The 26,524-nt window shown below is 49.0% G+C and carries 29 protein-coding genes and 1 pseudogene; 18 read left to right on the top strand and 12 right to left on the bottom strand.

The annotated features are described in order from the left end of the window. Nucleotides 1-86 precede the first annotated feature (86 nt). A complete protein-coding gene (locus V0288_RS18575) occupies nt 87-350 on the top strand; it encodes a protein kinase family protein (RefSeq protein ID WP_332866647.1) in 264 nt (87 codons plus the stop codon). A gap of 211 nt (nt 351-561) precedes the next feature. Here V0288_RS18575 and V0288_RS18580 read toward each other — a convergent pair whose 3' ends face one another. Continuing rightward, nucleotides 562-1,518, bottom strand: coding sequence for a hypothetical protein (locus tag V0288_RS18580; protein ID WP_332866649.1), 957 nt, complete (start codon nt 1,516-1,518; stop codon nt 562-564). A gap of 278 nt (nt 1,519-1,796) precedes the next feature. Here V0288_RS18580 and V0288_RS18585 point away from each other — a divergent pair, with 278 nt between their 5' ends. From V0288_RS18585 to V0288_RS18625, 9 genes and pseudogenes are all read left to right on the top strand, one after another. Next, nucleotides 1,797-1,967 (top strand): type II toxin-antitoxin system HicB family antitoxin, encoded by a 171-nt coding sequence (locus V0288_RS18585; RefSeq protein ID WP_332866650.1) that lies wholly within the window; start codon nt 1,797-1,799, stop codon nt 1,965-1,967. A gap of 131 nt (nt 1,968-2,098) precedes the next feature. After that, nucleotides 2,099-2,491: a RidA family protein gene (locus V0288_RS18590; RefSeq protein WP_332866651.1), complete on the top strand. Its 393-nt coding sequence runs from the start codon at nt 2,099-2,101 to the stop codon at nt 2,489-2,491. 352 nt (nt 2,492-2,843) lie between these two features. Further along, nucleotides 2,844-3,434, top strand: a complete 591-nt coding sequence (gene cbiT / locus V0288_RS18595; RefSeq protein ID WP_332866652.1) for a precorrin-6Y C5,15-methyltransferase subunit CbiT — start codon at nt 2,844-2,846, stop codon at nt 3,432-3,434. Nucleotides 3,435-3,512: 78 nt separating this feature from the next. Next, nucleotides 3,513-4,397 carry a phosphatidate cytidylyltransferase gene (locus V0288_RS18600; RefSeq protein ID WP_332866653.1) on the top strand — a complete coding sequence of 295 codons (885 nt, stop codon included), beginning with the start codon at nt 3,513-3,515 and terminating at the stop codon, nt 4,395-4,397. Between the two features lie 30 nt (nt 4,398-4,427). Then, a complete protein-coding gene (locus V0288_RS18605) occupies nt 4,428-4,811 on the top strand; it encodes a papain fold toxin domain-containing protein (RefSeq protein WP_332866654.1) in 384 nt (127 codons plus the stop codon). An 8-nt stretch (nt 4,812-4,819) separates the two neighbouring features. Further along, nucleotides 4,820-5,275 (top strand): hypothetical protein, encoded by a 456-nt coding sequence (locus V0288_RS18610; RefSeq protein ID WP_332866655.1) that lies wholly within the window; start codon nt 4,820-4,822, stop codon nt 5,273-5,275. Between the two features lie 263 nt (nt 5,276-5,538). Next, a complete protein-coding gene (gene holA / locus V0288_RS18615; protein WP_332866657.1) occupies nt 5,539-6,522 on the top strand; it encodes a DNA polymerase III subunit delta in 984 nt (327 codons plus the stop codon). A gap of 22 nt (nt 6,523-6,544) precedes the next feature. Next, nucleotides 6,545-7,011, top strand: a pseudogene (locus V0288_RS18620) (DUF29 domain-containing protein). A 47-nt stretch (nt 7,012-7,058) separates the two neighbouring features. Further along, entirely contained in the window at nt 7,059-8,606 is a 1,548-nt protein-coding gene (locus V0288_RS18625; RefSeq protein WP_332866658.1) for a CHAT domain-containing protein, read from the top strand. 119 nt (nt 8,607-8,725) lie between these two features. Here V0288_RS18625 and V0288_RS18630 read toward each other — a convergent pair whose 3' ends face one another. The 5 genes from V0288_RS18630 to fbp all read right to left on the bottom strand — a co-directional run bounded on the left by V0288_RS18630 (nt 8,726) and on the right by fbp (nt 15,684). Beyond that, complete coding sequence (locus V0288_RS18630; RefSeq protein ID WP_332866659.1) at nt 8,726-9,412, bottom strand: lipid-binding SYLF domain-containing protein; 687 nt, start codon at nt 9,410-9,412, stop codon at nt 8,726-8,728. Between the two features lie 574 nt (nt 9,413-9,986). Then, nucleotides 9,987-11,357 carry a glucose-6-phosphate dehydrogenase assembly protein OpcA gene (opcA, locus tag V0288_RS18635; RefSeq protein ID WP_332866660.1) on the bottom strand — a complete coding sequence of 457 codons (1,371 nt, stop codon included), beginning with the start codon at nt 11,355-11,357 and terminating at the stop codon, nt 9,987-9,989. Nucleotides 11,358-11,452: 95 nt separating this feature from the next. Continuing rightward, nucleotides 11,453-12,982: a glucose-6-phosphate dehydrogenase gene (gene zwf, locus V0288_RS18640; protein WP_332866661.1), complete on the bottom strand. Its 1,530-nt coding sequence runs from the start codon at nt 12,980-12,982 to the stop codon at nt 11,453-11,455. 251 nt (nt 12,983-13,233) lie between these two features. Further along, nucleotides 13,234-14,382, bottom strand: a complete 1,149-nt coding sequence (gene tal, locus V0288_RS18645; protein ID WP_332866662.1) for a transaldolase — start codon at nt 14,380-14,382, stop codon at nt 13,234-13,236. Nucleotides 14,383-14,628: 246 nt separating this feature from the next. Next, nucleotides 14,629-15,684, bottom strand: a complete 1,056-nt coding sequence (gene fbp / locus V0288_RS18650; RefSeq protein WP_332866663.1) for a class 1 fructose-bisphosphatase — start codon at nt 15,682-15,684, stop codon at nt 14,629-14,631. A gap of 130 nt (nt 15,685-15,814) precedes the next feature. Here fbp and V0288_RS18655 point away from each other — a divergent pair, with 130 nt between their 5' ends. From V0288_RS18655 to V0288_RS18675, 5 genes are all read left to right on the top strand, one after another. Continuing rightward, entirely contained in the window at nt 15,815-15,955 is a 141-nt protein-coding gene (locus V0288_RS18655) for a hypothetical protein (protein ID WP_332866664.1), read from the top strand. Nucleotides 15,956-15,959: 4 nt separating this feature from the next. Continuing rightward, entirely contained in the window at nt 15,960-16,259 is a 300-nt protein-coding gene (locus tag V0288_RS18660; RefSeq protein ID WP_332866665.1) for a DUF433 domain-containing protein, read from the top strand. Nucleotides 16,260-16,356: 97 nt separating this feature from the next. After that, complete coding sequence (locus V0288_RS18665) at nt 16,357-16,563, top strand: type II toxin-antitoxin system HicB family antitoxin (protein ID WP_332866666.1); 207 nt, start codon at nt 16,357-16,359, stop codon at nt 16,561-16,563. Then, nucleotides 16,553-16,774, top strand: coding sequence for a type II toxin-antitoxin system HicA family toxin (locus tag V0288_RS18670; RefSeq protein WP_332866667.1), 222 nt, complete (start codon nt 16,553-16,555; stop codon nt 16,772-16,774). Before V0288_RS18665 ends, V0288_RS18670 begins: the two co-directional genes overlap by 11 nt. A 76-nt stretch (nt 16,775-16,850) precedes the next feature. Beyond that, a complete protein-coding gene (locus V0288_RS18675; RefSeq protein ID WP_332866668.1) occupies nt 16,851-17,456 on the top strand; it encodes a cysteine hydrolase family protein in 606 nt (201 codons plus the stop codon). A gap of 172 nt (nt 17,457-17,628) precedes the next feature. Here the strand turns inward: V0288_RS18675 and V0288_RS18680 are convergent, their stop codons facing one another. Together V0288_RS18680 and V0288_RS18685 are read right to left on the bottom strand one after the other, a co-directional pair. Next, nucleotides 17,629-18,513: a hypothetical protein gene (locus V0288_RS18680; RefSeq protein WP_332866669.1), complete on the bottom strand. Its 885-nt coding sequence runs from the start codon at nt 18,511-18,513 to the stop codon at nt 17,629-17,631. A 16-nt stretch (nt 18,514-18,529) separates the two neighbouring features. Further along, a complete protein-coding gene (locus tag V0288_RS18685) occupies nt 18,530-19,651 on the bottom strand; it encodes a reverse transcriptase domain-containing protein (protein WP_332866670.1) in 1,122 nt (373 codons plus the stop codon). Nucleotides 19,652-20,074: 423 nt separating this feature from the next. Here V0288_RS18685 and prfA point away from each other — a divergent pair, with 423 nt between their 5' ends. The 3 genes from prfA (at nt 20,075) to V0288_RS18700 (ending at nt 24,287) form a co-directional block, all read left to right on the top strand. Next, complete coding sequence (gene prfA / locus V0288_RS18690; protein WP_332866671.1) at nt 20,075-21,187, top strand: peptide chain release factor 1; 1,113 nt, start codon at nt 20,075-20,077, stop codon at nt 21,185-21,187. Between the two features lie 379 nt (nt 21,188-21,566). Then, on the top strand, nt 21,567-23,186 hold the full coding sequence (locus V0288_RS18695) for an iron uptake porin (protein ID WP_422662019.1): 1,620 nt from the start codon (nt 21,567-21,569) through the stop codon (nt 23,184-23,186). 126 nt (nt 23,187-23,312) lie between these two features. Then, entirely contained in the window at nt 23,313-24,287 is a 975-nt protein-coding gene (locus V0288_RS18700) for a glycerate kinase (protein WP_332866673.1), read from the top strand. On the opposite strand, the gene V0288_RS18705 is transcribed toward V0288_RS18700, so the two are convergent. From V0288_RS18705 to V0288_RS18720, 4 genes are all read right to left on the bottom strand, one after another. After that, nucleotides 24,262-24,768 (bottom strand): YceD family protein, encoded by a 507-nt coding sequence (locus tag V0288_RS18705; RefSeq protein WP_332866674.1) that lies wholly within the window; start codon nt 24,766-24,768, stop codon nt 24,262-24,264. The two genes, V0288_RS18700 and V0288_RS18705, sit on opposite strands and share 26 nt — an antisense overlap. A 43-nt stretch (nt 24,769-24,811) precedes the next feature. After that, nucleotides 24,812-25,567, bottom strand: coding sequence for a class I SAM-dependent methyltransferase (locus tag V0288_RS18710; RefSeq protein WP_332866675.1), 756 nt, complete (start codon nt 25,565-25,567; stop codon nt 24,812-24,814). 114 nt (nt 25,568-25,681) lie between these two features. Further along, complete coding sequence (locus V0288_RS18715) at nt 25,682-26,167, bottom strand: hypothetical protein (RefSeq protein WP_332866676.1); 486 nt, start codon at nt 26,165-26,167, stop codon at nt 25,682-25,684. Between the two features lie 159 nt (nt 26,168-26,326). After that, nucleotides 26,327-26,521, bottom strand: coding sequence for a hypothetical protein (locus V0288_RS18720; protein WP_332866677.1), 195 nt, complete (start codon nt 26,519-26,521; stop codon nt 26,327-26,329). Nucleotides 26,522-26,524 lie beyond the last annotated feature (3 nt).

Here is a 26,524-nt window from a genome sequence, read left to right on the forward strand (position 1 = left end):
TCTTTCCGCGAGGTTTCTATCTTCCCCGACCCTAGAGTGATAAAAGAGCGATATAATAGAGTCGATCGACCCGGAGGATAAAAACCGTGAATCCCGCTCAATTAAGAAATGAATTGCTCGAAGAGATCCGCTTACTTCCCGATACGGAGTTAGAACGAATTTATCAAATGATTCATCAGTTGAGATTATCTGTAGAAAAACCACAGGCTAATGTACAAAATACGCTAAAGTTCGCGGGAAGTTGGAATGATTTAACCGAAGAGGAATTTAATGGATTCGCGGAGGAAATAATGTCGCGTCGTCAGCGAGCCTTTACGGAGAGAAGAAATCATGAAACCATCCTTGATTGACACTGATATTCTTTCTCTTTTCTTTCGGAATCATCCCAATGTTGTCGCTCGGTTTACCGCTTATCTGAATCAATACGGTTATCTCAGTATTAGTATTATTACTTGTTACGAAATTTTAAGCTGTTTAAAATCGTAAGTCGGGTTAAATAAAGTAAAACTAAACAACTATCTAGGGGACTTTTAAAGATGTAACCATTTAGTAGAAATACGGTTAAAACCATTTAGCAGAAATATAATTAACTAATAGCCCTAGAATAAAAGATAGAACAATAGAAATCGCCAAAATCTGAAGAAATTGATTTCTACGAGCTTCTATTTTTTTATACTGTTCTTTTTGATTGCCTATAAGAAAGTAAATTTTGGGAAACAGATAATGGTTAAACTTTCTAGATTTTTTGAGAATTGAAAAAGGAGGACAGATACAAATTATAAGACCATAAAAAATAAAATTAATAAAATTTAAAAAATTTATACCCAGCAAAGTAACAATATTTGCCAATAAAATGTTAAATAAAATGTTATAAATATAACTGTTTTTAAAAAACAACACAACTACTGTTATAAAAAATATAAATACAGGAAATATATAAGAGATAAAATTAGAAAAATTTGTTTTGGCAAGATAATTATACCAAGGTCTACAATCAAGTAGGTATTCTTCCAATTTTCTCGATATATAAAGAATATTTTTTTCGGAGATGGATTCTAGATCTAGGCTTGCTGTTTTTTGATTGAAATCAAGAAACAGCAAAGAAGTCTGTTCTGATCCAATCGTTATCTTTAAATTTTCAGTTGTTTTAATAGGTGATTTTTCTTTTTTTAAAGCTTGAATAATAATTATAATTATTTTATATTGATTCGTGTTGTCATGATTAATTATATCATTGATGTCATCGGTTTCTATCGTGAGTCCATTTGAACACTCAGCTTTAATTGTTATTTCTTCATAATTTTGTTTTATTAGCTCAAAAACTAGCACCAAACATTTTTCATTAATAATCAAACAATCACTAATTGTTTTGGATATATGAAATTCTTTCATAAGTATGAGTTGACCAAAATATAATAAGCTATTTGAAAAGTTAGGCGAACTGTTTGATCCACAAAGGTTCAGCAGAGCGAGAGATCGAGAGATAACGATGAATCCCATACGTCGAGAGGCTGGCAAAAGAATTCTCGAAAGGAAGAAATCTACTTCACCTACCCTATACTTATTCGATTTTATATTAATCTTGGCTTTTACAACCTCGGTAATTCTTAAAACAGGTTTAAGAATCGAGTTGGGATGTACATCGGTCGAACACAACCAAACTCAACAAAATTGATCGAAAAACCGGCTCTCTTGTAATGGCGATCGATCTCGAAGGGCGCGTCCTACCAGAACGGCGATCGCTATCCAATGTGATATGATTTTATGTGTTGATGATGGGTTAACCGAAAAAATCCATGATTATACGAGCGATATTAGAGTGGGATGAAGAAGTCCAAGCTTTTTCAGCGACCTGTCCGGCATTAAATTATATTTCTTCTTGTGGAGACACCCGAGAAGAAGCGATCGCTAATCTTAAAGAAGCGATCCAACTTCTTTTAGAGCCGATCCCCGATCGTTGGATTTGACCGCGAACCTTCCATAAGCTTTTCGCCCGTGTACAAAATATGATAATTATGGATTTTAGGGAATGATTTCGGGATTTGTAAATTGTGTCTCCCGATCGCCCCGCGAAATTTTCCTTTTCACCGTACCTTCTATGACCAAAAAAGTTATCCGTACTGACAACGCCCCCGCTCCCGTCGGGCCTTACAATCAAGCGATCGCCGCTAACGGTTTCCTCTTCGTAGCCGGACAGATTCCCCTCGATCCCGCGACCGGGGAGATCGTCGGTGGCGATGATATCGCGCTTCAAACCGAACGGGTGATGGCCAATTTACAGGGGATTTTAGAAGCGGCCGGCGCGGGTTGGGAGAATGTCGTCAAAACGAGTGTTTTTCTCTCGGATCTACAAAATTTTACGGCGATGAACGCGGTGTACGCCCGGTATTTCCCCTCGGAAACCGCTCCCGCGAGAGCCTGCGTGGAAGTGTCCCGTCTCCCGAAAGATGTCCTCGTCGAGATCGAGTGTATCGCGGTCTTACCGGGATAAATGACTATATCCGCTCGATCGAACTTTCAATCGAACGGGACAATCGGGCGGGATTCGTAGCGTAACCCGCGAGTAAAAGCCCTTCATCCCTATTCTCTTTTTCGAGGATCGATCGAGCCTAGGGATGAAAGAAGGGACAACTAATGAACTCTCAATCACAAAGTGATTTCCGATAATCTAGCACGATTTTTCCGGGATCGAAAGTGATCGATCCATAGGGATTTCTGTGACACTACCCCAGTTTTTCTTTTGTTAAAAAATTCTTTTTTTCGGCGCGATAGATCTTGACAGGCGCGCGGGAAAATGCCTTATAGTGGAAGGTTAGCGGATCTCTCCCCGCGAATAAATTCCCATGTCTTGGTCGTATAAAACGCCCGGTATTCCCGACGATCGCTTTGAACGCTTACCCGGTATCCCTTTGAGTAAGCGGGAAGTGAGATTGTTGATTCTATCCGCCTTGCGGCTATCGGACGGGGCGGTTGTTTGGGATATCGGGGCGGGAACGGGAACGATTCCCGTGGAACTGGGTTTATTATGTCCTTCTAGCCCGATTATCGCCGTCGAACGCGATGAAGAAGTAGCGAGTCTGATCCGTCGGAATTGCGATCGATTCGGGGTGAAAAATGTAACGGTTTTTGAAGGGAGCGCGCCGGACTGTTTAGAAAAATTACAACCTTTACCCGATCGGGTCTGTATCGAGGGTGGCAAACCGATTAAAACCCTCCTACAAGAAATCTGGCGCTATTTACAACCCGACGGTCGCATCGTGGCCACCGCGGGCAATCTAGAAACCCTCTATCAATTCTCCGAGGGCTTTTCCGAGTTACAGGCCCGGAATATAGAGATCGTGCAAGCGGCCGTGAATCGCCTGGAAACGAGGGGAATTCACCAAGTTTTCGCCGCCGTCGATCCGATGTTTATTCTCAGTGGCGATAAGTTTTAGTATAACGATAACCTTTCATAAGGTTTTCTTAATCGCGTATAATTATTCTCGCTCCCGCCTAATTTACCCGGATTTACCATGCCTTGGCCTCGTATTGTCAGCGCTATCGTCGCTATCGTCCTCGCGTTAGGGATTATTATCATCGGTGGCTGGTACTTCACCCTAGGGTTAGGCGTGATCGTGTTTTTGGGACAATTAGAGTATTTTCGATTGGTTCGGGCGAAAGGTATCGAACCCGCCGCTAAAACCACCCTCGTCGTCTCGCAATTGCTGTTAATCACTGCCGCTCTCGCTTCTCCGATCACCGACGCGATGTTTCCCCTCGCGGGCGCGTTAATCTGTTTTTACCTGCTATTCCAGCCGAAAATGGCGACGATCGCCGATATATCCACCTCGATTCTCGGATTGTTTTACGGGGGCTATCTACCGAGTTACTGGATTCGCTTACGGGTGGGTTTTGCTGGTGAGAATCCCCCGGTGGCGATCGCCAGTAATCTCCCGTTCATGGGATACTGGCCGGAATCGTGGGTAGAGCCGCGATTATTTCCCCCCGCGCTCACGGTGACGTTTCTCGCCTTCGGTTGTATCTGGGCGGCGGATATCGGCGCGTATATCATGGGAAAATGGCTAGGGAGAACGAGCTTATCGTCGATTAGCCCGAAAAAGACGGTAGAGGGAACGATTTTCGGGATTCTCGGTAGTGTGGGCATCGCGGAGTTAGGCGCGTGGTATTTACACTGGCCTTATTGGGAATTTACCGGATTAATTTTAGGGTTATTAATCGGGGTGGTCAGTTTATTAGGAGATCTCACCGAGTCGATGATGAAACGCGACGCGGGGGTGAAGGATTCCGGGCAGTTGATACCGGGACACGGGGGAATTCTCGATCGAACCGATAGTTACGTTTTCACCGCGCCGTTAGTATACTATTTCGTTACTCTCTTCTTACCTCTGCTAGGATAAAATAGAAGTCAACCGATTTCACGAGAGGGTTTGCCTATTTTAAGCGATGATGAACTCCATCAAGAGATAACCGCTATAGCTCGCCGATTCCGACGATTTAAATGTACCGAATGTGTCAGCGCGATCCGAAAGCGTTTACTTTTTTATTCGAGAACAGGAAAAATTATCAAACTCTATACGGGTGATGCAAAAGGAAAATATGGCTATATTTATCACGAGGTTCTGGAAAAAACTATCTCTACTAACGGAAAACATTTTGCGATAATTGTCGTACTAAACAATCAAGAATTAGTTTTCGATAATCTTCATTCTGAAGGTTTGCCCCTAGAAGAGTGGCTAAAAAATTTTAACTGTATCGCAATGGATTTATGTACGGGCTTTCAAATCACCGAAATTGATTTTAATAACTGGTGAGGTTTTCCATGATCGACTTTTTTACACTAATCGATAAAATCAAAAAACGCCCAGCGTTATATTTAGGAAGAAGATCCTTAAGCCATTTATGCACTTTTCTAGATGGCTATACTTTCGCATTACGTCAACAAGATATTCCCGTAAGTACCGAAGAAAGAATTTTTGAAGGTTTTCAAGAATGGATCGAGGAAAAATTCGATCGGGCATCGACTCAGCATTGGTCTAGAATTATATTATTTTCTTCTGAGGATGAAAGAGATGCCCTAGAAACTTTTTTTGAATTATTTGACGAATTTATTCAAGAAAATAGTGAAGAGACAACAAAATTTAGAGAGTATAACGACAAGATGCCACCAAAACCAAGACCTATGCCACTAGCAACAGAGGCTGGCTACAGAGCTTTTCTAGAGAGTCGTCGTTCCACACAAAATAATCAATCCATCAATTCAATCGATAATCCGTGATTGTGGAGTTCTCTTGAGGATCACGATGACAAAGTTAGCTAACGAATCTCGGAAAGCAAGTATAGGGTTACTTTGGGCTACCGCAACATTTAAAAAGTATCCTATCCCTTTTTATCCAACTTCCGAGAGTTCCTATGATATTTTAAGAGAGGGAAACATCGCGATTCGATCGTTCCTAAAAACAAGCATTTCGAGATATTCGGGCCGATCGAACCCGCCATCGAGCTATAATCTCGATCGCACCTCCCACCCCCTCGAAAACCATGCCCACCTATTTTTATTGGGGAGAGGACGATTTCGCCATCGCGCGAGCGGTGAAAAGCTTACAGGATAAAGTTCTCGATCCGAACTGGATATCGTTTAATTATCACAAAATCACGGGTGATCGGGTGGATTCGGCGATCGAGGCGCTCGAACAGGCTATGACACCCGTTTTCGGAACCGGGGGCCGTCTCGTCTGGTTAGCGGACACGGGCATCTGTCAGCAATGTCCGGAAGATGTTCTCAAGGAATTACAGCGAACCCTACCGAATATTCCCGATACTTCCTATCTCCTGCTCACTAGCTCGAAAAAGCCCGATTCCCGACTCAAATCCACCAAATTCATCCAAGCTCACGCGGAAGTACAGGAATTCTCGCCGATACCTCCCTGGAAAGTCGAGGAAATCGCCGCGCGGGTGCGGGAAATCGCCAAGGAAGTGGGGGTGAAACTGACTCCCGACGCGATCGAGGTTCTCGCGGAATCGGTGGGTAATAACTCGCGTCTGCTCTGGATGGAGTTGGAAAAATTACATCTGTTTAAAAATAATTCCAGTTCCGCTATTGACAAAAACGACGTTATACGATTGGTGAATTCCACCGGTCAAAGTAGTTTACAACTGGCGAGCGCGATTTTAAAACGGGAGACGGGAAAAGCGCTCGAATTGGTGTCGGAACTGCTGAATCGGAACGAGAACGCGTTAAGTATCACGGCTACTTTAGTCGGGCAGTTCCGGACGTGGGCGATCGTTAAGTTAAAAATAGAGGAAGGGGAAAAAGACGAGAAAGCGATCGCCTCTGCCGCCGATATCGCCAACCCGAAACGACTGTATTTTATTCGTAAGGAAATCCAATCTTTTTCCTCGAAACAATTACTCGCCACCCTATCGCTCCTGCTCGAACTAGAATATAGTCTCAAACGCGGTGCGGAACCCCTCTCGACCCTCCAGACGAAAATTGTCGAATTGTGCTGTCTACTGGTTTCCTGATACGAAAAGGAGGTAGAAATTCATGAGCGTCGTTACCGATTTAAAAACTCTTTATGAAATCGATGATTCCCTCTGGCTTGAGGAAACGATCGAGCGGTTAAAAGCGAGAAGGTTCGAGGAACTAGATCTAGAAAACTTGATCGAGGAGTTAGAAGATTTGGGCAGTGAAAAAAACACAGGGTTGAAAGTTTATTACGACAAATTATTATCCATCTGCTCCTGATCGAATATTGGACGACCGAGCGAGAATATAATCAAGATCACCGCGAATCAGAAATCGATACCTTTCGGACGGATTTAAATTTGTATTTAACGACGAATCTCCGCAATTATCTCGCGCGCCGAAACCCGATTATCTATCAGGACGCGGTTCGGAACGTTCGGAAAAAAACTCGTCTGTCCGCGTCGGTTTTCCCGATCGAGTGTCCCTACCCGCTCGATCGCTTACTCGATATCGACTGGCTACCCGATCCGGGAAAGAATTGTTGATAAGTTCGGATAAAATAGGCGTGAATAGACTTTCCCGCGAGATGTCGATGAATGACGATGGAATTCCCGGTTTCAGTATAGCGATCGCCCGGTTGGAGTCGGTCGAGGTCGATCGTTTCGCCCGTTGGGTGACGCGAGCGCCCGTACCGGGGGGATACGTGCATCACGATTGTCCGTGGACGGCCGAGTTAACCGCGCTCTGGATGGCGTGGCAGGAAATGTTCTGTCTGCAAGAAAGTGTACCCCCACCGGTCGCGAATTCATCGGTGGAAGTCCCGATCGCTTTCCCGATCGAAGCGGGAAGTTACGGGGGTCAATTGATGCAGAATCTCGGGATCGGGCTGTGGCGCTGGTTATTTCAAGCGTCGATCGCCGAGAGTCTGGCCCGGAGTCAGGGGATCGCGATGGGCAAAGATCGACCCCTGCGCGCGCGTCTGGAAATCCGCGATCCCGCTTTACTCCTCTTGCCGTGGGAGATCATGCAGGCCGAGGCGGGGAGGCAGGCGATCGGCCTGAGTCCGCGAACACTTTTCAGCCGTACCACGAGCGATGTCGATCCCCTTTTCCCGCTAAAACTAACCGACTCTCTCGATATATTGCTCGTTCTCGGTGATAATAAACCGTCCGATCGCCTTCAGCTAGAGATAGAAGCGGCCCGACTCGTCCAGGGAATTATCGAGGAAGGGGAAAATCTCTCGGATTCCCCGGTCCCGGTGAGAGTCGATCCCCTGATCCGGCCGACCGCGGCAGAACTCACCCGCGCCCTCGATACGGGGAATTACAACGCCTTTTTTTACGCGGGTCACGGGATGGCCGCGCCGAACGGGGGAACGCTGTTTCCGCGCTCGGACGAGCGGTTAAACGGGACGGAATTAGCCGGGGCTTTAGTGAGGAATCGGGTGACGCTGGCGGTATTTAACGCCTGTTGGGGGGCGTATCCCGCGCGATCGAACGGGAAAACGCTCGATCGCAGTAGTTTGGCGGAAGTGCTGATCCATCACGGGGTTCCCTCGGTGGTCGCCATGCGGGACGCGATCGCCGATCGAGAGGCGTTGAGTTTTATCGAAACCTTCACCCGCGGCCTCGCGCGACGGCTCCCGATCGATCACGCGCTCCGGTTCGCCCGTCAGCAGTTACTCACGCTCTACAAGTACAATCAACCCGCCTGGACGCTACCGATCCTCTATATGCACCCCGATTTCGACGGGTGTTTACTTCAATCCGCCGACGAGGGGATCACGCGATTACCGGATAGCGGCGCGACCCTGCCCCCCGCGTACCTGCGCTCGCTGGAGGGTCCCGATCGGGTCTGGCGCGTTCGCGGGGGATTACTGCGGGTGGGACGACTCGCGGACAATGATGTCATTCTCCCCGACCAGTGGGTCAGTAAACGTCACGGGGAAATCATCTGTCGTAAGGTAGAAGAAAGGGGAAAATATCAATACTATTTGCGTGATTTTTCCCGTTTAGGTACATTTATTAGTCACGATGGGAACTGGCAGACGGTTCACCACCAAGAAACGCGGCTTCGATCGGGATTGCAGATCCGTTTCGGCAATTCGCGCGGTCAAACGCTCGAATTCGTGATCGAGTGATCCCGGTTTTCCGGATTCGGGTCGAGACGAATTCGGGCGTGGCGAGCGATCGGGCGCGGATGTCCGTCCTGAATCGAGAGATCCGGTACGGCCCGGCGAACCCCGATATTCCGAGAGATTTATGGCGCGGGGGCGTAGCGGTTTAAAGTCTGCCGCAAAGAAGCCGCCTCCGGGACTCTGACCTCGCCCGCGAAAATCTGCTGGGTCGTGATGCCGGGCTTGCCGTAAAATTCCGCGTTTCGACTTTCATCGATCGCTAGTTTAATTCCCTGTAGAGAGACCCCGCCGAATAAGCCCTCTCGATTGCGAACGTAGGTATAGACATCCGGCACGGTCGAGGTAGCTGTCACCGGGTTGGCACCGGTCGGGCCCGCGGAACCGCTGACACTCCCTCCGAGACTGAAATCTTGCGCTAAAGCTTTCTCTAAACTCTTTTTCGTGTTAAAAACCATGATCACGTCGCTCGATTGCGCGCCGACCTGTAGACCGACACTCCCGCCGGTCAGGGTGACGAAGGCGGGATTACTCCATTTTCCCGACGCTTCGCGGGCGACCAAGACCCCCGCGCCGCGGGTTCCGCCCAAGATAAACCCGGCTTTGATCACATCGGGAATAATGGCGATCGCCACGGCTTTTTCTAGCACGGATTTGGGAATTTTCTGGGATTCCGACACTTTCCCGGTAAACACCTGGGTGGACGATCGGACACTATCGATCGCCGCTTGTCGGCTCGCCATGACGGCGGGTACGGCGCTCGCGAGAATCACGGTAGTCAGAACTAGGGCTTGAATTCGACGCGGGATCATGTCAATTTCTCCATCAACTCTAAACGTTTTCCGGCAAAGGATAACGAGCCGATCGCGCGGGCTTCGCGAAAACCCCTACTGGCAAGATAACTCGATATCTCGAAAACCGGGCTATTCCAAAATAGCGCTCTTTTCCCGATCGCGAGCGAGAGCGATCGGGAAAATTTTCTTTCGCGCCCATTTTGTCCGAATTCCTGCCCGGACGGGAATTTATGACATCATAGCCTAGGTTCGGAATTCAAAAATTGTCGCGTGGTTCAGTCGTGGGGGCGGGTTTAGCCGACCGATTAGTGAGAAGCGTTATCTTGACAACAAAACCCGCCCGTACAGAAATCAGGAGGAATCATCAAGAATATTATCGGTAATTTTTTAAAAAACCTATTTATCGTATAATATTCCAGCTTTGAAAGTTTTTAGATCCTCGAAAATGAACTGGCAGACGGTTCACCATCCGGAAACATCGAGTGAAGTGGGTTTCGGATCGATCGAGACCGGTTCCCCCGATACGAGAATCCCCCTAAATTTCCGAGGAAGGGGAAAAATAGGGGGATCGATCGGGTTCGGGTGCGGATTTCTATTCCTCTCGCGCGAGTTTCAGGATCGCCGAAGTCACCTTCATGCTTTCCTCGTAGAGAACATCCTGACCCCAGCGCTGTAACTGTTTACCGAGGAGGGTTTCCGTTTTCTGATCCGCGAGCGAGGAAACCTGTTGTATCCGGCACGATTGCGCCCCTCCGCCGGCTTCCATCCGCATACAGCCGGTGGTTTCCGAGCAGAGTACCGTACAGCAATCGGCCTGGAGGTTGCTGGAACCGAGTTTCAGACTGATCAGGTCGCCCTGAACCGAACCCCAATCGGCCACGGGAACCCCGGCTAATTCCACCTCGATCGAGCGTTGATCGGGCGCGGCCAGGGTGACGCGACGGAGATCGTAATCGCCGTCCTCGTGGCTATAAGCGACCGGTTTCCATTGCAGGCGGCTGGCCATCCAACCGAGATACATCAAGGCCTGAGCGGGATTACCTTTCTCGTAATCGATCGTCACCCGATCGATCTCCAGAACCGCGCCGCGTCTTTCCGGCGGATCGAACGCCTCGGCGGTGAGTTCCTGCCACGGAGCCAACCGCCCCCAGTTGAGATCGGCGAGGGGAATCCCTTTGTCCAACATCTCCCCATTTTGGAACAGAGCCGTTTCCGGATCGCGGAAGGTACTGGAATCGACGATCACCGTGTCCACCAAACTGGAAAGACGCTTGAACAGACCGAATTCGGTTTCGGGAGTGGCTTTCCACCAGAGGAATTTCGGCAGTTCCGGGATTGTTAACTCGGCGATAATCCCGCCGATCCGATCGAGCGCGGCGGCGGTTCCCCGGAGATTGACGTACTCGCAACAGACGAGAGTATTTTGCGATCGCTTGTTCACCGGACAATAGGCCGACACCTGCACCTTCACCCCCTCATCCTCCTCCGCGGTAGGACAGAGGGTGATAATCCGGCAGGGATTGGAGGCGGCGATCGCGTCGGCGATACCGATTCCCTCCAGATCCGGGGTGTAATGTTTCGCGGTCATCGCCGTAGACGGGTGCAAGGTTCCATCGACTTTCGCCCTGTCCAGTTCCGCTTTCAATCGGGTCAAGAACGCTTCGTTCGATACCCCCGTCACTTCCAGTCCGAAAGCTTTTTGAGCCGATTTGATCGCGGCGTTGGTGCGCGGGCCGGCGATCCCGTCGATGGGGCCGGTGTAATATCCCAGCGCGGCCATCAATTGTTGCGCCGCGTCGGGTTCGTAGACGATAAAGCTAAAAGTGGCCGCTCGCGTGGCGGCGATACTGTTATCGTTCCCGTTATACACCTGCCAGATGGAGCGCAGTTCGCTCTCGATAAAATCGATCGATACATCTTTCGGTGCTTGCAAAGAAACCAGGGGAGGCGTTTGAGTAGTCATAATCACTCGTATGAGTACAGTTAAAATTTCGCGCGATCGGGAGTCGGGAGTCGGGAGTCAGGAGTCGGGGCTACTGTCTCCTGTCTCCTCCCCGTTTACAATCTTCTCCAACGACGACCATCGCGGTTGATCAAAAATTCCGCTTCCGTCGGTTCCCAGGTTCCCGCCTCGTATTGGGGGACGGACGCGGGATCGGCGGGCGCGTCCCAGGCGGCCAGGGCGGGAGTCACCACGCGCCAGGCTTCCTCTACCTCGTCGGAACGGGTGAAAAGGGTTTGATCCCCCAACATCGCGTCGAGGAGAAGGCGATAGTACGCGTCGGCGCCGGTCGCCCCGAAAGAGGAACCGTAACTAAAATCCATCTCGACGGTACGGGTACGCAATTCCGCGCCGGGCATTTTCGCCTCGAATCGTAGCGCGATCCCCTCGTTCGGTTGAATCCGCATACTGAGAACGTTGGCGTTCGTTTGATGGGCGACGGATTGAAAGATCAGTAACGGGACTTCCCGGAATTGAATGGCGATCTCGGACACTTTTTTCGGCAGGCGTTTTCCGGTACGCATATAGAACGGCACACCCTGCCAGCGCCAGTTATCCACCATCAGCTTCATCGCCACGTAGGTCGGGGTGGTCGAGTCCGGACTGACCCCCGTTTCCTCGCGATAGCCGGGGACGGGTTTTCCTTGCATCCATCCGGCTTTGTACTGTCCCCGGACGGCGGATTTATCGAGGTTGTGGATGTCCGCGAGGTGAGTCGCTTGCAGGACTTTCACTTTCTCCCCGCGAATGCTGTCCGCGTCGAGCGCGTTGGGGGGTTCCATCGCCGTCAGACAGAACAACTGCATCAGGTGATTCTGCACCATATCCCGGAGCGCGCCGGATTTCTCGTAGTAACCGGCCCGATCCTCGACCCCGACGGTTTCCGCGACGGTAATCTGGACGTGATCGACGAACTGACGATTCCACAGTGGCTCGAAAATGGCGTTGGCGAAGCGGAAAACGAGCAAATTCTGGACGGTTTCTTTCCCTAGATAGTGGTCGATGCGATAAACTTGGTTTTCCTGACAGACCTCCTGTACCACTTGGTTGAGACTGCGCGCGGAGGTGAGATCCTTGCCGAAGGGTTTCTCGATGACGAGGCGCTGTTTCATCGGGTCGGCGAGCATTCCGGCCGCGCCGAGGTTTTTAATCCCCGGCGGGAAGAAGTTGGGAGATACCGCGAGATAGAAAACGCGATTGCCCCGAGTTCCCCGTTTCCCGTCCAATTCTTTGAGAAAAACCTTCATTTTCTCGTAACTCTCGGGATCTTCCATGTTGCCGGGGAAATAATACAATCCCTCGGCGAAGTCTTGCCACAGTTCCTCGCTCCCGATGCCGTCGGAAAATTCCTCGATGCCCTTACGCATCTGCTCTCTAAAATAGTCGTGACTCCATTCGCGCCGCGCCGTACCGACGATGGTGAGTTCCGCCGGGAGTCGTCGTTCTTTTTTCATTTGATAGAGAGCGGGAACGAGTTTTCGTTGGGTTAGGTCTCCTGACGCTCCAAAAATAACTAAAATAAGGGGTTCCGGGATTCTTTCCTGCTGTAATCCCACGCGGAAAGGGTTTTCAAGTAACGTTACCATAGGATTTTCTTTGGTTCCTGCATTACTTTTCAGTCTAGCGAGAATATTTAAGCGGGGAGCGGGGAAAATATTTAGATTTGATGATCGTTAGAGAGCGCGGGGGGCGAAAAATCACTCGATCGCCCCCTCGGGAAAAAGACGGGAATTTCGGGAGTCAGGAGCGATCGAATCTCGATTTCCCGAACTTCTCTCGCGCCGTCTCCCGCGAATTCTATAGATTTTTTTTACGTTTCCGGGTTGTTTTTACGTTTCTACACGGGGGCTAATTTTCGCGCCTTTTCCTCTAGGGAATTCAGGAGCGACTGGAAGGGTGTGACGAATTTCTCGATGCCGTCGAGTAGTAACTCTTCCATCACCGCGTCGAGGTCGATATCGATATCGGGATCTTGCAAGTTCTCGATTAAATTGTAGGCTAACTCGACATGGCTTTCAATGCGATCGCCCGGATGACAGTGATCCGCGCAGGCCTCGATCGTGGCGGGCGGGAGAGTATTGATCGTATCGCGGCCGATTAACTCGTCCACGTACATTACATCGCTATATTCGGGGTTTTTCGTTCCCGTACTCGCCCAGAGAAGTCGTTGCACTTTCGCGCCTTTTTCCGCGAGAGCTTTCCATCGATCGCTCGCGTAGATTTCTTTCGATTTCTGATAGGCGATCTTGGCGTTGGCGATGGCGACTTTGCCTTTTACCTCTAGTAATTTCACTTTCCGCTCGATGCGATCGACCCCGGTTAATTTCTCGTGAATCCGATGGTCGATATTGGTATCGATACGACTGAGAAAGAAACTGGCGACCGAGGCGATTTTACTAATATCTTTTCCCTCGGCGGCGCGTTTTTCTAATCCCCGAATATACGCCCACGCGCTATCAATATAACTCTCCACGGAAAAGAGTAGGGTAACATTCACGTTGATCCCCTGATAGATCGATTCCTCGACCGCGGGTAATCCCTCGCGCGTACCGGGAATTTTAATCATCACGTTCGGGCGATCTAGCGTGGTAAAATAGCGTTTCGCTTCGGCGATCGTTTTCGCGGTATCGTTCGCGATCGTCGGCGTGACCTCGATACTCACATAACCGTCTAAACCGTTACTTTTTTCGTAGACGGGACGGAGAATATCGCAGGCGTTGCGGATATCCTCGAAAACGAGAGATTCGTAGATTTCTAAAATCGGTTTACCCGCGCGGATTCCCGCCTCGATATCCGTGTCGTAGATTTTATTCCCTTTAATGGCTTTTTCAAAAATCGCGGGATTAGAAGTGATCCCGACGATGCCGCGGGTATCGATCATTCTTTGTAATTCCCCGGACTGAAGGACATCCCGGCTGAGATTATCCATCCAGATACTTTGTCCGTAGGTTTGTTCGATCTCGAAAATAGGATTGCTAACGGTCATGAGATACTATCTCCTGTCGTTTGTAAAGCGGATGAATGGTCGGGCTTCCTTCTATTTTTCGAGTCGCTAGTTACTATCCGTCGGGAAATTTCTTCCTCGATCTCTATCTAAAGTTCGTTGAAACGGACTGAAATAGAACGGGAATTTTTCCGAGATCGAGTCGGCTTTATCCGAGTGAGTGACGATTGGAATCGTTATCGGAATAGCCCTCGAATCTCGGTTATCCTAACTAGCAACCCGCGTTACTTATTGTCGAGTTTCAAAATCGCGGCGATCTCGATCGGCGATGAAAGATTCGACGAGTTTTACATCTTCCATGCTACCAATTATTAATGGGGTTCGGGTGTGAAGCTTGTCGGGAACGATATCTAATAAGTTTTCCCGTCCGTCGCTCGCGCGTCCCCCGGCTTGTTCGATTAAAAAAGCGAGCGGCGCGGTCTCGTAAAGCAAGCGCAATTTTCCCCGCGGGTTTTTCACCGTACCGGGATAGAGAAATACGCCACCCTGTAGTAAAATTCGATGGATATCACCGACGAGCGCGCCGCTATATCGCGCGGTATATCCCTCGTGACGGTGAACGTACCGGGTATAGTCGCGAATCGCCTCGTCCCACTGCCAGAAATTGCCCTCGTTGGTGCTATAAATCGGCCCGTGGGGGGGAATAGAAATATTCTCTTGCGCGAGGATAAATTCGCCTAAACTGGGATCGAGAACGAAGGAATGAACGCCGCGACCGATCGAATACACCAGCATGGTCGCCGGCCCGTAGAGAATATAGCCGGCCGCGATCTGTTTCCGTCCGTTTTGCAGTAAATCCCGCGCGTCACCGTCGGTATCGTCCCCTTCCTGTTGTCGGATGGCGAAAATCGATCCCACGTTGAGGTCGATATCGACGTTGGAGGAACCATCGATCGGGTCGTAAAGTAGGGTATAGCGTCCGATCGGACAGTTTTCGGGGATATAGTAGGGGTTATCCATTTCCTCCGAGGCCAGACGGCAGACGAGACCGCTTTGTTTGAAAACGGAGATAAAGACCTCGTTCGCGAAAACGTCCATTTTTTTGACCGATTCGCCTTGTACGTTGGTTTCTCCCGTGAAACCGAGGACATCCGCCATCAATCCGGCTCTACTGAGACGACGGGCGATCAATTTCCCCGCGAGCGCGATCCGGTTCATAATGGCGCTGAGATCCTGCGCGTCCGCGGAAAAACTTTGCAATTGTTGGAGGACGTGACGGGAAAGCGTGGTACAGTCTCGATCGAGCGTGTGTTCGGGAATGGGAAAGGAAGCGGTAGTTACCATAGATTAAAATCCTCGTTGGGGGACGGTACAGCGTTCTATCATTCCGATTCTCTCTAGGGATCGGCTCCGATCGCGTCCTGCTATCTGCCGATCTTAGTCGTGAATTTTCCCGCGACCCCGTAAACTTTAGATGAGCTTCAAAGTTGGGGCGATCTCGACGATGAGGGAATTCGGGGTTCGATCGCCCCGCGAGAGAGTCATGGTACATTGGGGACAGAAATCCTCGAAAGAAGTGATTTCTCGATCGCTTTCCGTTCGTTTTAGAGAGTAAGAGTATGTCCACTGTTATCGATATCGGCGCGTTACTCGATCGAGACCCGAAAATTCATGGCGGTTGTCCGATTATCGCGGGAACCGGGGTTACGGTGCGTCGAGTGGTGATCTGGTATAAACAGGGTTATCAACCAGAACAGATCGCCGATGAAATCCCTCATCTGAGCCTAGCCCAAGTTTATGCGGCCCTGACGTATTATCACGCCAATCAAGCGGAGATAGAAGCGGATATCGCGAGGGAAGAAGAGGAAAGTGAGCGATTGGAAGTGTTACATCGATCGGGGCGAATTTCACGCGTATAATTCGCCTGTATATGGATGAAGATTCCACGGGTCGATCGTTGGTTTGAACTTTTTTACAAATGTGTCTGTATTCGGTATTCGTAAACGGGAGAGCGAGATGAAACAATCATTTACCGCGCGAGTTTTCCAAGAAGGGGATTGGTTTGTCGCCCAATGTTTGGAGATAGATATCGCAAGTCAGGGAAGAAATGAAGAGGAAGCGTTAAGCAATCTTCAAGAAGCGTTAGAATTATATTTTGAACCGCCTTGTGCCACGATCGTGCCGAAATTACAGAAGATCGAGGTAGAAATCGATGCCGCTTAAACCCTTACCTTTTCGTCAAGTCAAAAGAAAGTTAGAGGCGGCAGGTTTTCAGGTAATCGGGCAGAAGGGAAGTCATGTCAAATTTGCCAAAGAAACCCCGGAGGGAAGGCGAACCGCGATCGTTCCCAATCACAAAGAAATCGCTCCCGGTACGATTGGCAGTATTTTAAGACAGGCTGGATTAAGTATTGATGAATTTGAACAATTATAAATTATAATGATTGCTAAAAAATTTGGTTCACCCCAAAAGTAACTACTTAAAAAAAAATTAATTACCGCAAGAAAACATGGATACTCTCACTCGATCGATCCCGAAAAATAAAATCCATTCCACCAATACGGCTCTACTGGTGATCGATATGCAAAGGGATTTTATCGATGTCGGGGCGGTTTTGGAAACTCCTGGCGGACGGGAATTAGTCGAAAAAATCAATCGGCTGATCGCTTGGGCGAGATTACAGGAAATTCCGATTATTTTCACGAGAGAAATGCATCGATCGGACAAAAGCGATTTCGGAATTGAATTAGAATACGAACCGGTTCACTGTTTGGAAGGAACGCCAGGATCTGAATTGACGGATGGACTGGACGCGCGACCGGAAGATTATTATTTAATCAATAAACGGCGTTACGATTGTTTCGCGGGAACGGAACTCGATTTATTTCTGCGATCGAAGCGGATCGAGAATCTGATCTGTTGCGGGGTATTGGCTCAGGTTTGCGTGTTGAGTACCGTTTTAAGCGCTCGCAATCTCGATTATCGCGCGATCGTTCCCCGCGACGCGATCGCCGGAAGTAGTCCCGAATACGAGGCCGCCGCTTTATTGTGCATGGGTTCCGCGTTCGCGTATCTTTCCTCGATCGAGGAGATAATCGCACTAGAATCGCTTTAATTATAGAGTTCTGTTTTTAAACCGAAGGGATCTCTTGGATATGGGGTGAAAAAAGTATAATTTGATACGCCATATTATATTGATAGGTTCGCTTTTAAGTATTGACATACTTGGTTTTCACGGATCGCCAGCTAGAGTGATCGCCGGGTTCCCAAGAGAGCCATTTTTATTATTAAGATATCCGACATATTCTTTGATAAACTTCTTTAATAAACCAATCAATAACTTTTGTAATTTCTTCATATTGAGGTTTAGGAGAGTATAGAGCATATGCATATTTTTGATTCTTTAACTTTTCTTTGATCGCTTCTCCTACTTTTTCCTCAGAGCCATGAGATGATATATTCCTGTACTTTTTAATATTTATGATATGCATATAATTTGCAAATAATACATTTTTCTTGTTTTTAAAATTTCGATCTAGGATATAAAAGAAAATGCTGATCATTGCATGAGTCTGATTTTTTAACTTATCAAATTCTTTTTTGAAAATATACCTCCCGTCGCTTATTTCTGCGTACATATCACTTGTGATACTCTCTGCCCGAACATATATATCTACTGGTGTTTCAAATTGCAATTTACGATATTCTTCACAAACAAGATCGTAAGCGGTCAAAAGTTTGTTGTCACTTTTGCGTTCACTTATACAGATATATTCTCTTTTAAATAATTCTCTAAGTATTGCTTCAATAGATCTAATTGCTTCTCCACAAAAATGGATAAAACTCAAGGCATTGTCCTTTTGTCTGAATTTTGCCATATCTTTATTGTATTGTTCAAGATTCTCACGCAAAACACATAAAGATTTATCTTTAGAATCGATGTATTTATAATCAATCAAAAATTCATTTTCGTCATTTAAAGATTGAGATGATTTCTCATCCTCTTTTTGCGTCGGGTGTATCGAGCTTGAAAATTTATTGATTTCTTGGATTAATTCATTGCCAAATAAAGAACTATCGGTCGTTTTTTTTAAATATCGAGAAATATCCTCGTACATCATAAAAACAACTTTTTTAAGATCATTAATGTCTTTTTCAATTTTTTCATTCATAATAAATATAAAGAATTTAGTTTTCGGGTAATGCTTTAACAAGTTTATGATATTTCTCGAAATATTTCAAGTAAACACTATCTGTTTTTCCTTTTACCAATCCAATAAACTCTATTTTACCTCTTAAAATTTGTAAAAAATTTGATTTACCTTTGAGAGAAAATCGTGATTTTTTTTCATACTTTTCCTGAAACTCCTTTTCCGCCGCATCTAAACCGAACTTCGCCCAAGCATGAAGCATGGCGCGTACTTGACGAATGTAAGAGCGATCGACATTCGGAAATTGATTAGTGGTTAAACCAGTGACAGATTGATGATTATTTCTCGTCTGTAATCTTACTTTTCTATCATTAACTCTAAATCCATTCTCAGCAATAATATTGAATAGAGGCTGACCCAAAATAACTTTTTTAATTCCCTCCTCATCAATGATAGAAGCTAGGGATTCGGGAAATTTCGGAAGCGTAGTAGAAAAAGTGATATCGTCAGCGTAACGAGTATATGTGGCCTTGCATTCTTTAGCTAAACGTTGTAATTGACTATCCATCTTCGCGCAGATCATGTTTGTCACAATCGGCGAGGTTGGCGCGCCTTGTGGAAGTTGATTATCATGACAACAAATCTGAGCTAAAATTGTAGCTATAGTTGGACTTAAACCATAGGGGGGCGACATAAATAATCCTCGAACTCGCCCGAAATTGATTGAAGAAAAAAAATCTTCTAAGTCTAAATTAAGTACATAACGCTTACCCGCATGAGCTTGGGCGTTAGTGACGATATTCTTTCTCTCTACAAATCCATGTACAGAAGGTTTTACAACATAAACCGCCTGTAAAACTTGATTGAGTTTGCCTTGAATTAACTTTAGCGCGGTTACAGGAGTACAGATCTGACGAATGCCACCAGTTTTTTTCGGTATCTCAAATCTTTTATATCTAATCTCTGGATTAACCAAATAAATATGATACACGAGAATACGATAAGGTACTTGTAGCAAATTCGCCACATCGCCAGGATATTTTAAAGATTCAAATTTTTTGCGTAACACTTCTGGTTCTTCTCTTAGAAGAAACTTAGAGAGTTTTTTTACCTTGACTTTTTGATTTTTTAATTGTCCCTGGGGAAATCGAATAGGCATAACTTAGGGATAGCAAAAAAAAACTCGCGGGCGTATTCTAACCTATTCCCTGACGCGTTTCCGGCTCATGAGACGCGCGCGGTTGTAAAGCTAACCGAAAGATACACCGTCGCAGGATCAACAACGGAAATCAATACTTAACCCGCGAGTGATTAGATGGCTATATCAGGGTTATTCCCTGATTCAAGCTTCTTTTAGCATATTCTATCGTTCGCTTTCTGTCATCCCCCAGATGCGAATGACGATCGCCTCCCCCCGATCGATCTCCGCCCCGCCCCCAGCGAGTACAATAGACAAGGAAAGAATCGGTCATCGAAACCATGCGATCGCTCACTCGAAACTCGCCAGAAAATTTTGCCAAGCATTAGCGGGACTCACCGAACGCATCTATCGGACCCCCTCTAATACTTAGGTACTACTATCATGGCTGAAACTTATCTTTTAGACAAACTCAAATCCGTCGAACAAACCTATCGGGAACTCACCCGCCGTCTCGCCGACCCCGACATTACCGGCAATCCCAACGAACTCCAACGGGTAGCCAAAGCCCGCGCCTCCCTAGAGGAAACGGTAAACACCTACGAGATCTGGCAGAAAGCGACGGAAGATCTCGTCGGGGCGAGACAGATCCTCAAAGAGTCCGCCAGCGACCCCGAATTGCGGGAAATGGCCGCCTTAGAAGTCGAGGAACTGGAAAATCAGATTCAGGAACTAGAAGCGAAACTGACGATTCTTCTCCTCCCCCGCGATCCCAACGATGATAAGAACATCATGCTGGAGATCCGCGCGGGAACCGGGGGGGATGAGGCGAGTATCTGGGCTGGCGATCTCGTGCGTTTATATTCCCGGTACGCGGAGACGCAGAACTGGAAAGTGAGCCTTCTGAGCGAGTCTTTAGCCGATATGGGCGGCTTTAAAGAGGCGATCCTCGAAATTAAAGGGGATAACGTCTATAGTAAGCTGAAATACGAGGCCGGGGTGCATCGCGTGCAGAGGGTTCCCTTAACCGAGGCGAGCGGAAGGGTACATACTTCCACCGCGACGGTTGCCGTCATGCCAGAGGTAGATGACGTGGAAGTGCATATCGATCCGAAGGATATCGAGCTTACCACGGCCCGATCGGGCGGCGCGGGCGGTCAGAACGTGAACAAGGTGGAAACCGCGGTCGATTTAATCCACAAACCGACGGGAATCCGCGTTTTCTGTACCGAGGAACGATCGCAACTGCAAAACCGCGAGCGCGCCATGCAGATCCTCCGGGCGAAACTGTACGAGATCAAGTTACAGGAACAACAGGCCGAAGTCTCGTCTATGCGTCGATCGCAGGTGGGAACCGGTTCCCGATCGGAGAAAATCCGCACCTATAACTATAAGGATAACCGGCTCACCGATCACCGTTTGAACCAGAATTTCCCGCTCGATCGGGCCTTAGAAGGCGATATCGAGGATATTATCCAATCCTGTATCGGCCGCGACCAACAGGAAAAACTGGCCGAGTTAGCCAACTCTCCCGAAACCGCCGAAGCCCTGAAATAAGGCGCGGACGGCGATCGAATAGGGGCGGATCTTTCGGGATTCGCTCCTATCGCCTTTTTTTAAGGGATTCATAACAAATTCCGAACTCGATCGGGTTCCATTTTCCGGGGTTGCGGACATAATTGGGAAAGGAAAAGGATTCTCTCGATCGAGTCCGCGAATTACCCCGTAAGAGTCAATGATAAAGATTTACGGGCGTAAATATTCTTTCGTTCGTTGCAAGGCTCGATCGACTCTTTTTCCGCTATCTAGCGAATGTGAGGAGTGTATCGTGAAACGATTTTCCCCGATCTCGATCGGCGTGCCGGTTGTCCTATCTCTCTTAACTGTCGGGTTCGATAGCGGGCGATCGAACGCCGAAGAATCTCCCGCGAACCCGATGGCGACGATTCCCTCCGTTTCTAGTCTGGCGGCCGAACCTCGCGCCAATCCGATGGCGCAGGTAACGAGCGTCAATCAACTGCGCGACGTGTCACCGACCTCGTGGGCCTATGAAGCTTTGCGGAGTTTAGTCGAGCGGTACGGGTGTATTGTCGGTTATCCCGATCGCACCTTCCGAGGCGATCGCGCCCTCACCCGTTGGGAATTCGCCGCCGGTTTAAACGCCTGCCTCAACGTGATGGAACGTTTACTACAAGAGGGCGTATCGGTTGTTCGCGAGGATATCGATCGACTCAAACGACTCGCCGAAGAATTTCAAGCCGAACTCGCCGCGTTGGGCGCGCGCGTCGATAATCTCGAACAACGCACCTCCTTCCTCGAAGATCATCAATTTTCCACCACTACCAAATTAAGCGGCGAGGTGATCTTTTCCGTGGAGGGCGCGACCGGAGGCGAACCCGACAACAGTGACGCGCAATTCGTCTTCAATAACCGCGTCCGACTGAATTTATCCACCAGTTTCACGGGAAAAGACGCTTTAATCACCGGTTTACAGTCCTATAACTTCGGTTCTCGCCTATCCGGTAGTTCTAGCGTCGGGGAAACCCTCTTCCCGAACCAAGTATCGGTTCTGACCGATTCGATGACCAAACTGAACTACGAACCGCAATTCCCCGGATTTAACCCGCAGAATTTGAGCGTGAATTGCGGGGGAAACGATGTCTGTCTCTATAAACTGCTCTACGTCTTCCCCGTTTTCGATAAATTTACCGCCTTTATCGGCCCGATGGCGGAAACCACCGACGCGTTCCCGACGATTATCCCCTTCTCCAGCGAGGGACAGGGCGCGATCTCCCGTTTCGCGGCGGTGAACCCCGTTTTGCGGATGTCCGGGGGAACTTCGGGTTCGGGACTCGCTTCCGCCGGGGGCTTTATTTATACCCCCATCCCGCAGGTGGATTTCCGCGCCCTCTACGCGAGTGTTAACGCCGCGATTCCCGATAATAAAGGGTTTCCCGGCACTCCCCTCGGCGCGGGCTTATTTAACGGTAGTTACGTGGCCGAAGCCCAGTTAACCTTAAAACCCTTCAGTAGCCTCGATATCGGCCTGAACTACGCTTACAGTTACCACCAGATCAACATTCTCGGCAACGGAGCGGCGGCCTCGTCTACGGGGGTTCTGGGAGGCTTACCGCTCACCACTCCCGTCAATATCAATTCCGTGGGCGCGACGTTCACCTGGCGTTTTAGCGATTTCGCCTACCTCACCGGCTACGGTTCCTATTTCTTTGTCGAGCAGGCCAACGGTGGCGCGTATACCAATCTCAGTAGTTGGATGACGGGTTTATATTTCCCGGATCTCATTCTGCCGGGGAATTCGGCGGGTTTAATCTTCGGACAACCCCAGTATCGGACGGCCGCGGGAGGAGGCGCGACGCGAAAACCGTCCGATATCCGATCGCTCGCCACTCCCTATCAGGTCGAGGCGTACTATAACTTCAAGGTGAATAATAATATTAGTTTCACCCCCGGCGGTTTCGTCATCTTCAATCCCGAAGGTGACTCGCGCAACTCGACGACCGCGGTGGGAGTCCTACGCACCACCTTTACCTTCTAAGCGAAAAACGGGACGGATTCGCTGAATAATGGGGAAAGGGAACAGGGGAAAGAATCAGCCTTTCCCTCCCGTATCCCCGCTAGATCTCCAGACAATCGGGATAAAGATGTGACCTTCTCCGATATTTTGCGTCGAATCATTAACAACGCGAATCTTCACACCGATGAGATCGAAATATTATTAGCCTCCGAGAGAGAAGATTCTCGGCAGGCTGATTTTTTTTCTCTCCAAGAAAAAATAGAACGATTCCGACTTCTCTGGCCGGAAGTGCGGGAAAAGTGCCGGGAATTGGGGATCTCTTCGGAAGACGCGATTCTCGTCACTTTCTGGCGCTTGTGGCTGACGGTGGCGATCGAACTCCGGGATTCGCCGAAACCGTTCGTACAGGGAATCCTCGCGCCGCAGGGAACGGGAAAAACGACGTTAACGGTCATTTTACGGCTAATTTTACAATCCTTCGGGGTGAGAGCGATCGGACTGTCGATCGACGATCTGTATAAAACCTATTCGGAACGTTTACAACTACGCGAGGCCGATCCTAGATTACGCTGGCGCGGCCCGCCGGGAACGCACGATATAGAATCGGGAATCGAAACCCTCGATCGCTTTCGGAACCGCGAGAGATCGATCGCCATCCCCCGATTTAACAAGGCCTCGCACGGGGGACAGGGAGATAGAATCGACCCCGAAATCGTCGGGGATATCGATATTATCCTTTTTGAAGGCTGGTTTCTCGGCGTTCGTCCTGTCGGGGAGGAAATTTTCGATTCCCCTCCCGATCCGATTGTAACCGCGGAAGATCGCGCCTTCGCCCGCGATTGCAACCGACGCTTACGGGACTATATCCCCCTCTGGGAGCGGATCGATCGACTCTTAATCCTCTATCCCCTCGATTATCGCTGGAGTCTGCAATGGCGGAAAACAGCCGAACCCGCGGGCGGGATGAGATATACAGAGATAGAGGAATTTGTCAAGTATTTTTGGAAAAGTTTACATCCCGAAATCTTTCTCCCGCCGATGTTGGATCGAGCCGATCGAGTGGTGAAAATTAACCGCGATCGCTCGATCGGCGCGATTAAGAGCCGGATAATTGACGTTTGAGCGATTCTAGGGAAGCCCAGCGACTATCGATCGCCGGCGCGGTGTCCTCTTGCGTCACCGTGAGCGGTTGACAGTCCTTACCGCACAGTTGACGGAGCGGCAAAGCCAGACACAACTGCTCGTAAATCCATTTTTCCGTGTCGAAATAGCCATCCGGGGAAAGGGTTTCCGAAAGATCGTCGTAGGCGACCTCCCGCTCTAGGGGATAGGCTTTATCCATGTCTATCTCCCGATCGAGCCAGATCACTTCCGAGACATCGAGGGGTAAACGATGATTGTACTGTTGTAAACAGCGATCGCAGGTTAAGGTGACGATCGTTTCCGCTTTCAGCGACACCTCTAAAAAATTGCCCCCGTGACGGACGACGAGAATACCCCGAAGCGGTGTCAGCGTTTGCATACCCGGAATGAAATCGTCGAGAGCGATCGATTTCTGCCGGTCGGGGGATTTCAGGAGATTGGGAATAAAGATCGGTTCCATACGCGACTCCTATCGGGGGCGTTTGCTAGGCTAATTCTAGCAGTCATTCCGCCGCCCCCGAATATCTTCCCACCCGGAGGTGGAGCGGCCAGTATACCCGCTGGCGATCGCCCCAATCCTCCTCCAATCGTTCTAATACTTTACCGATCTCGGCTTCCCCGTGGCGATCGAGATACCGCTGAAAACCCGACCAAGTGCAAAGATAGCCGATCACCTGTTCCGCCGTCCACTCGATCGACATCGCGAACGGGGGTATTTCGATTTCGGGGAAAGGAAACGGGATCGATCGATAGCCCTCCATAACGATATGTCTCTCCGGGGGCCAGAACGGGTCGATCGTGTCGTAAAAGGTCTGTAACGTCGCTTTTAACCGTTCGTCCGCGTCCGGGAGATGGAAAAACGCGTAAGTCCACAGGGCGATAATTCCGTCCGGTTTTAACACCCGTTTCGCCTCGCGGAAAAACCGATCCGCGTCGAACCAGTGGAAAGCCTGCGCGACGGTGATCAGATCGATCGAGTCCGGGGATAGGGGAGTGGATTCGGCGACGGAAACGAAGTATTCTACTTTCTCATTCGGCTCCGCGTTGTCGATCTGCGCCTGACTTCCATCGGTAGCGTACACTCTCTCGAAATATCTCGCCAATACGGTCGCTACCTGCCCGTTTCCCGTCGCGCAATCCCACGCGGCCTTTTTTTCCTCTACCAGTTCGCTCAAGTATTGAATCAATTCCACCGGATAACGGGGGCGGAATCGGGCGTAATCCGCGGACTGTCGGGAAAAATAATCTTTAAAGCTCATAAATCGCGTTTACTCCCCTTGAGAGATTTTTGTCGATCGAGAGCGATCGACTCCTCGATCGGGCGATAATTGGTAAATTACCGCCCCGATCATTATTGTTTCGAGACCGAGAGTTTATACCCCTAAAATTTCTTTTAGTTTAGTTAACGCGACGGCTTCCCGATCGCTGACTTTCGCCCCGGTTCCGAAGAGGCCACTTCCGGCGGCGTTGGCTACCGCGTCCGCGCAGGAATAGATAAATTCCTTGTACTGTTGGATGTCCTCGGGGGTGGCTTTGGTATTCAAAATCGCCAGCGCCGCGCTAATTTTCTCGATCGCCGTATCGATCGCCGTGTCCGGTTGGAGATCTTCGGCCGAGATCTCCACTTTCGCGGGTGGGTTTTCCTTGGCTTGTTTTAACGCTTCCTCGGAAAAGAGGGTTTGAATAATAGTATTGGTGGGATAGGTTTCCGCGGCCCCGGCGATTTCTCGCGCCAGCGCGGTCGCCTCGATCGCCGTGGAAATAATGCCCGCGTCCACCATCGCCACCGCCATCCCGGTAATCATTACCGCCCTAGCGATCGTTGCCAGTTCATCGGAAGTGTACACGTCAACCGTCATAATTTTTCTCCTTCAGTTTTTGATTCGTTCGGGTCGATCGAATCTTGTCGATCGAGTGTTTTCGAGAGAGCGATCGAGCCGGATTTCCCGATCGATTTTCCGTGTCCCGCGCTTATTCTATCCGAACCCGTCTTCGTTTTTGTCAACTTAAGAATGAATTTATAAGGCGATCGGTCCGGCCGCCATCAATAACATAGCCACCGACGGATCGCGGTTTTCACGATCGATCCCGGACGGCAAGGGGCATTTAATCCGCAAATCCTCCCATCGATCGACGAGAACAATGGGGGTTATTATCACAACAGAGATCCCGACCCGATCGAGCGATCGCCGATCGACAACTAGAATTTTCATCCC

Origin of the sequence: Pannus brasiliensis CCIBt3594, assembly GCF_036688125.1 — a bacterium.
GTDB classification, from domain to species: domain Bacteria; phylum Cyanobacteriota; class Cyanobacteriia; order Cyanobacteriales; family Microcystaceae; genus Pannus; species Pannus brasiliensis.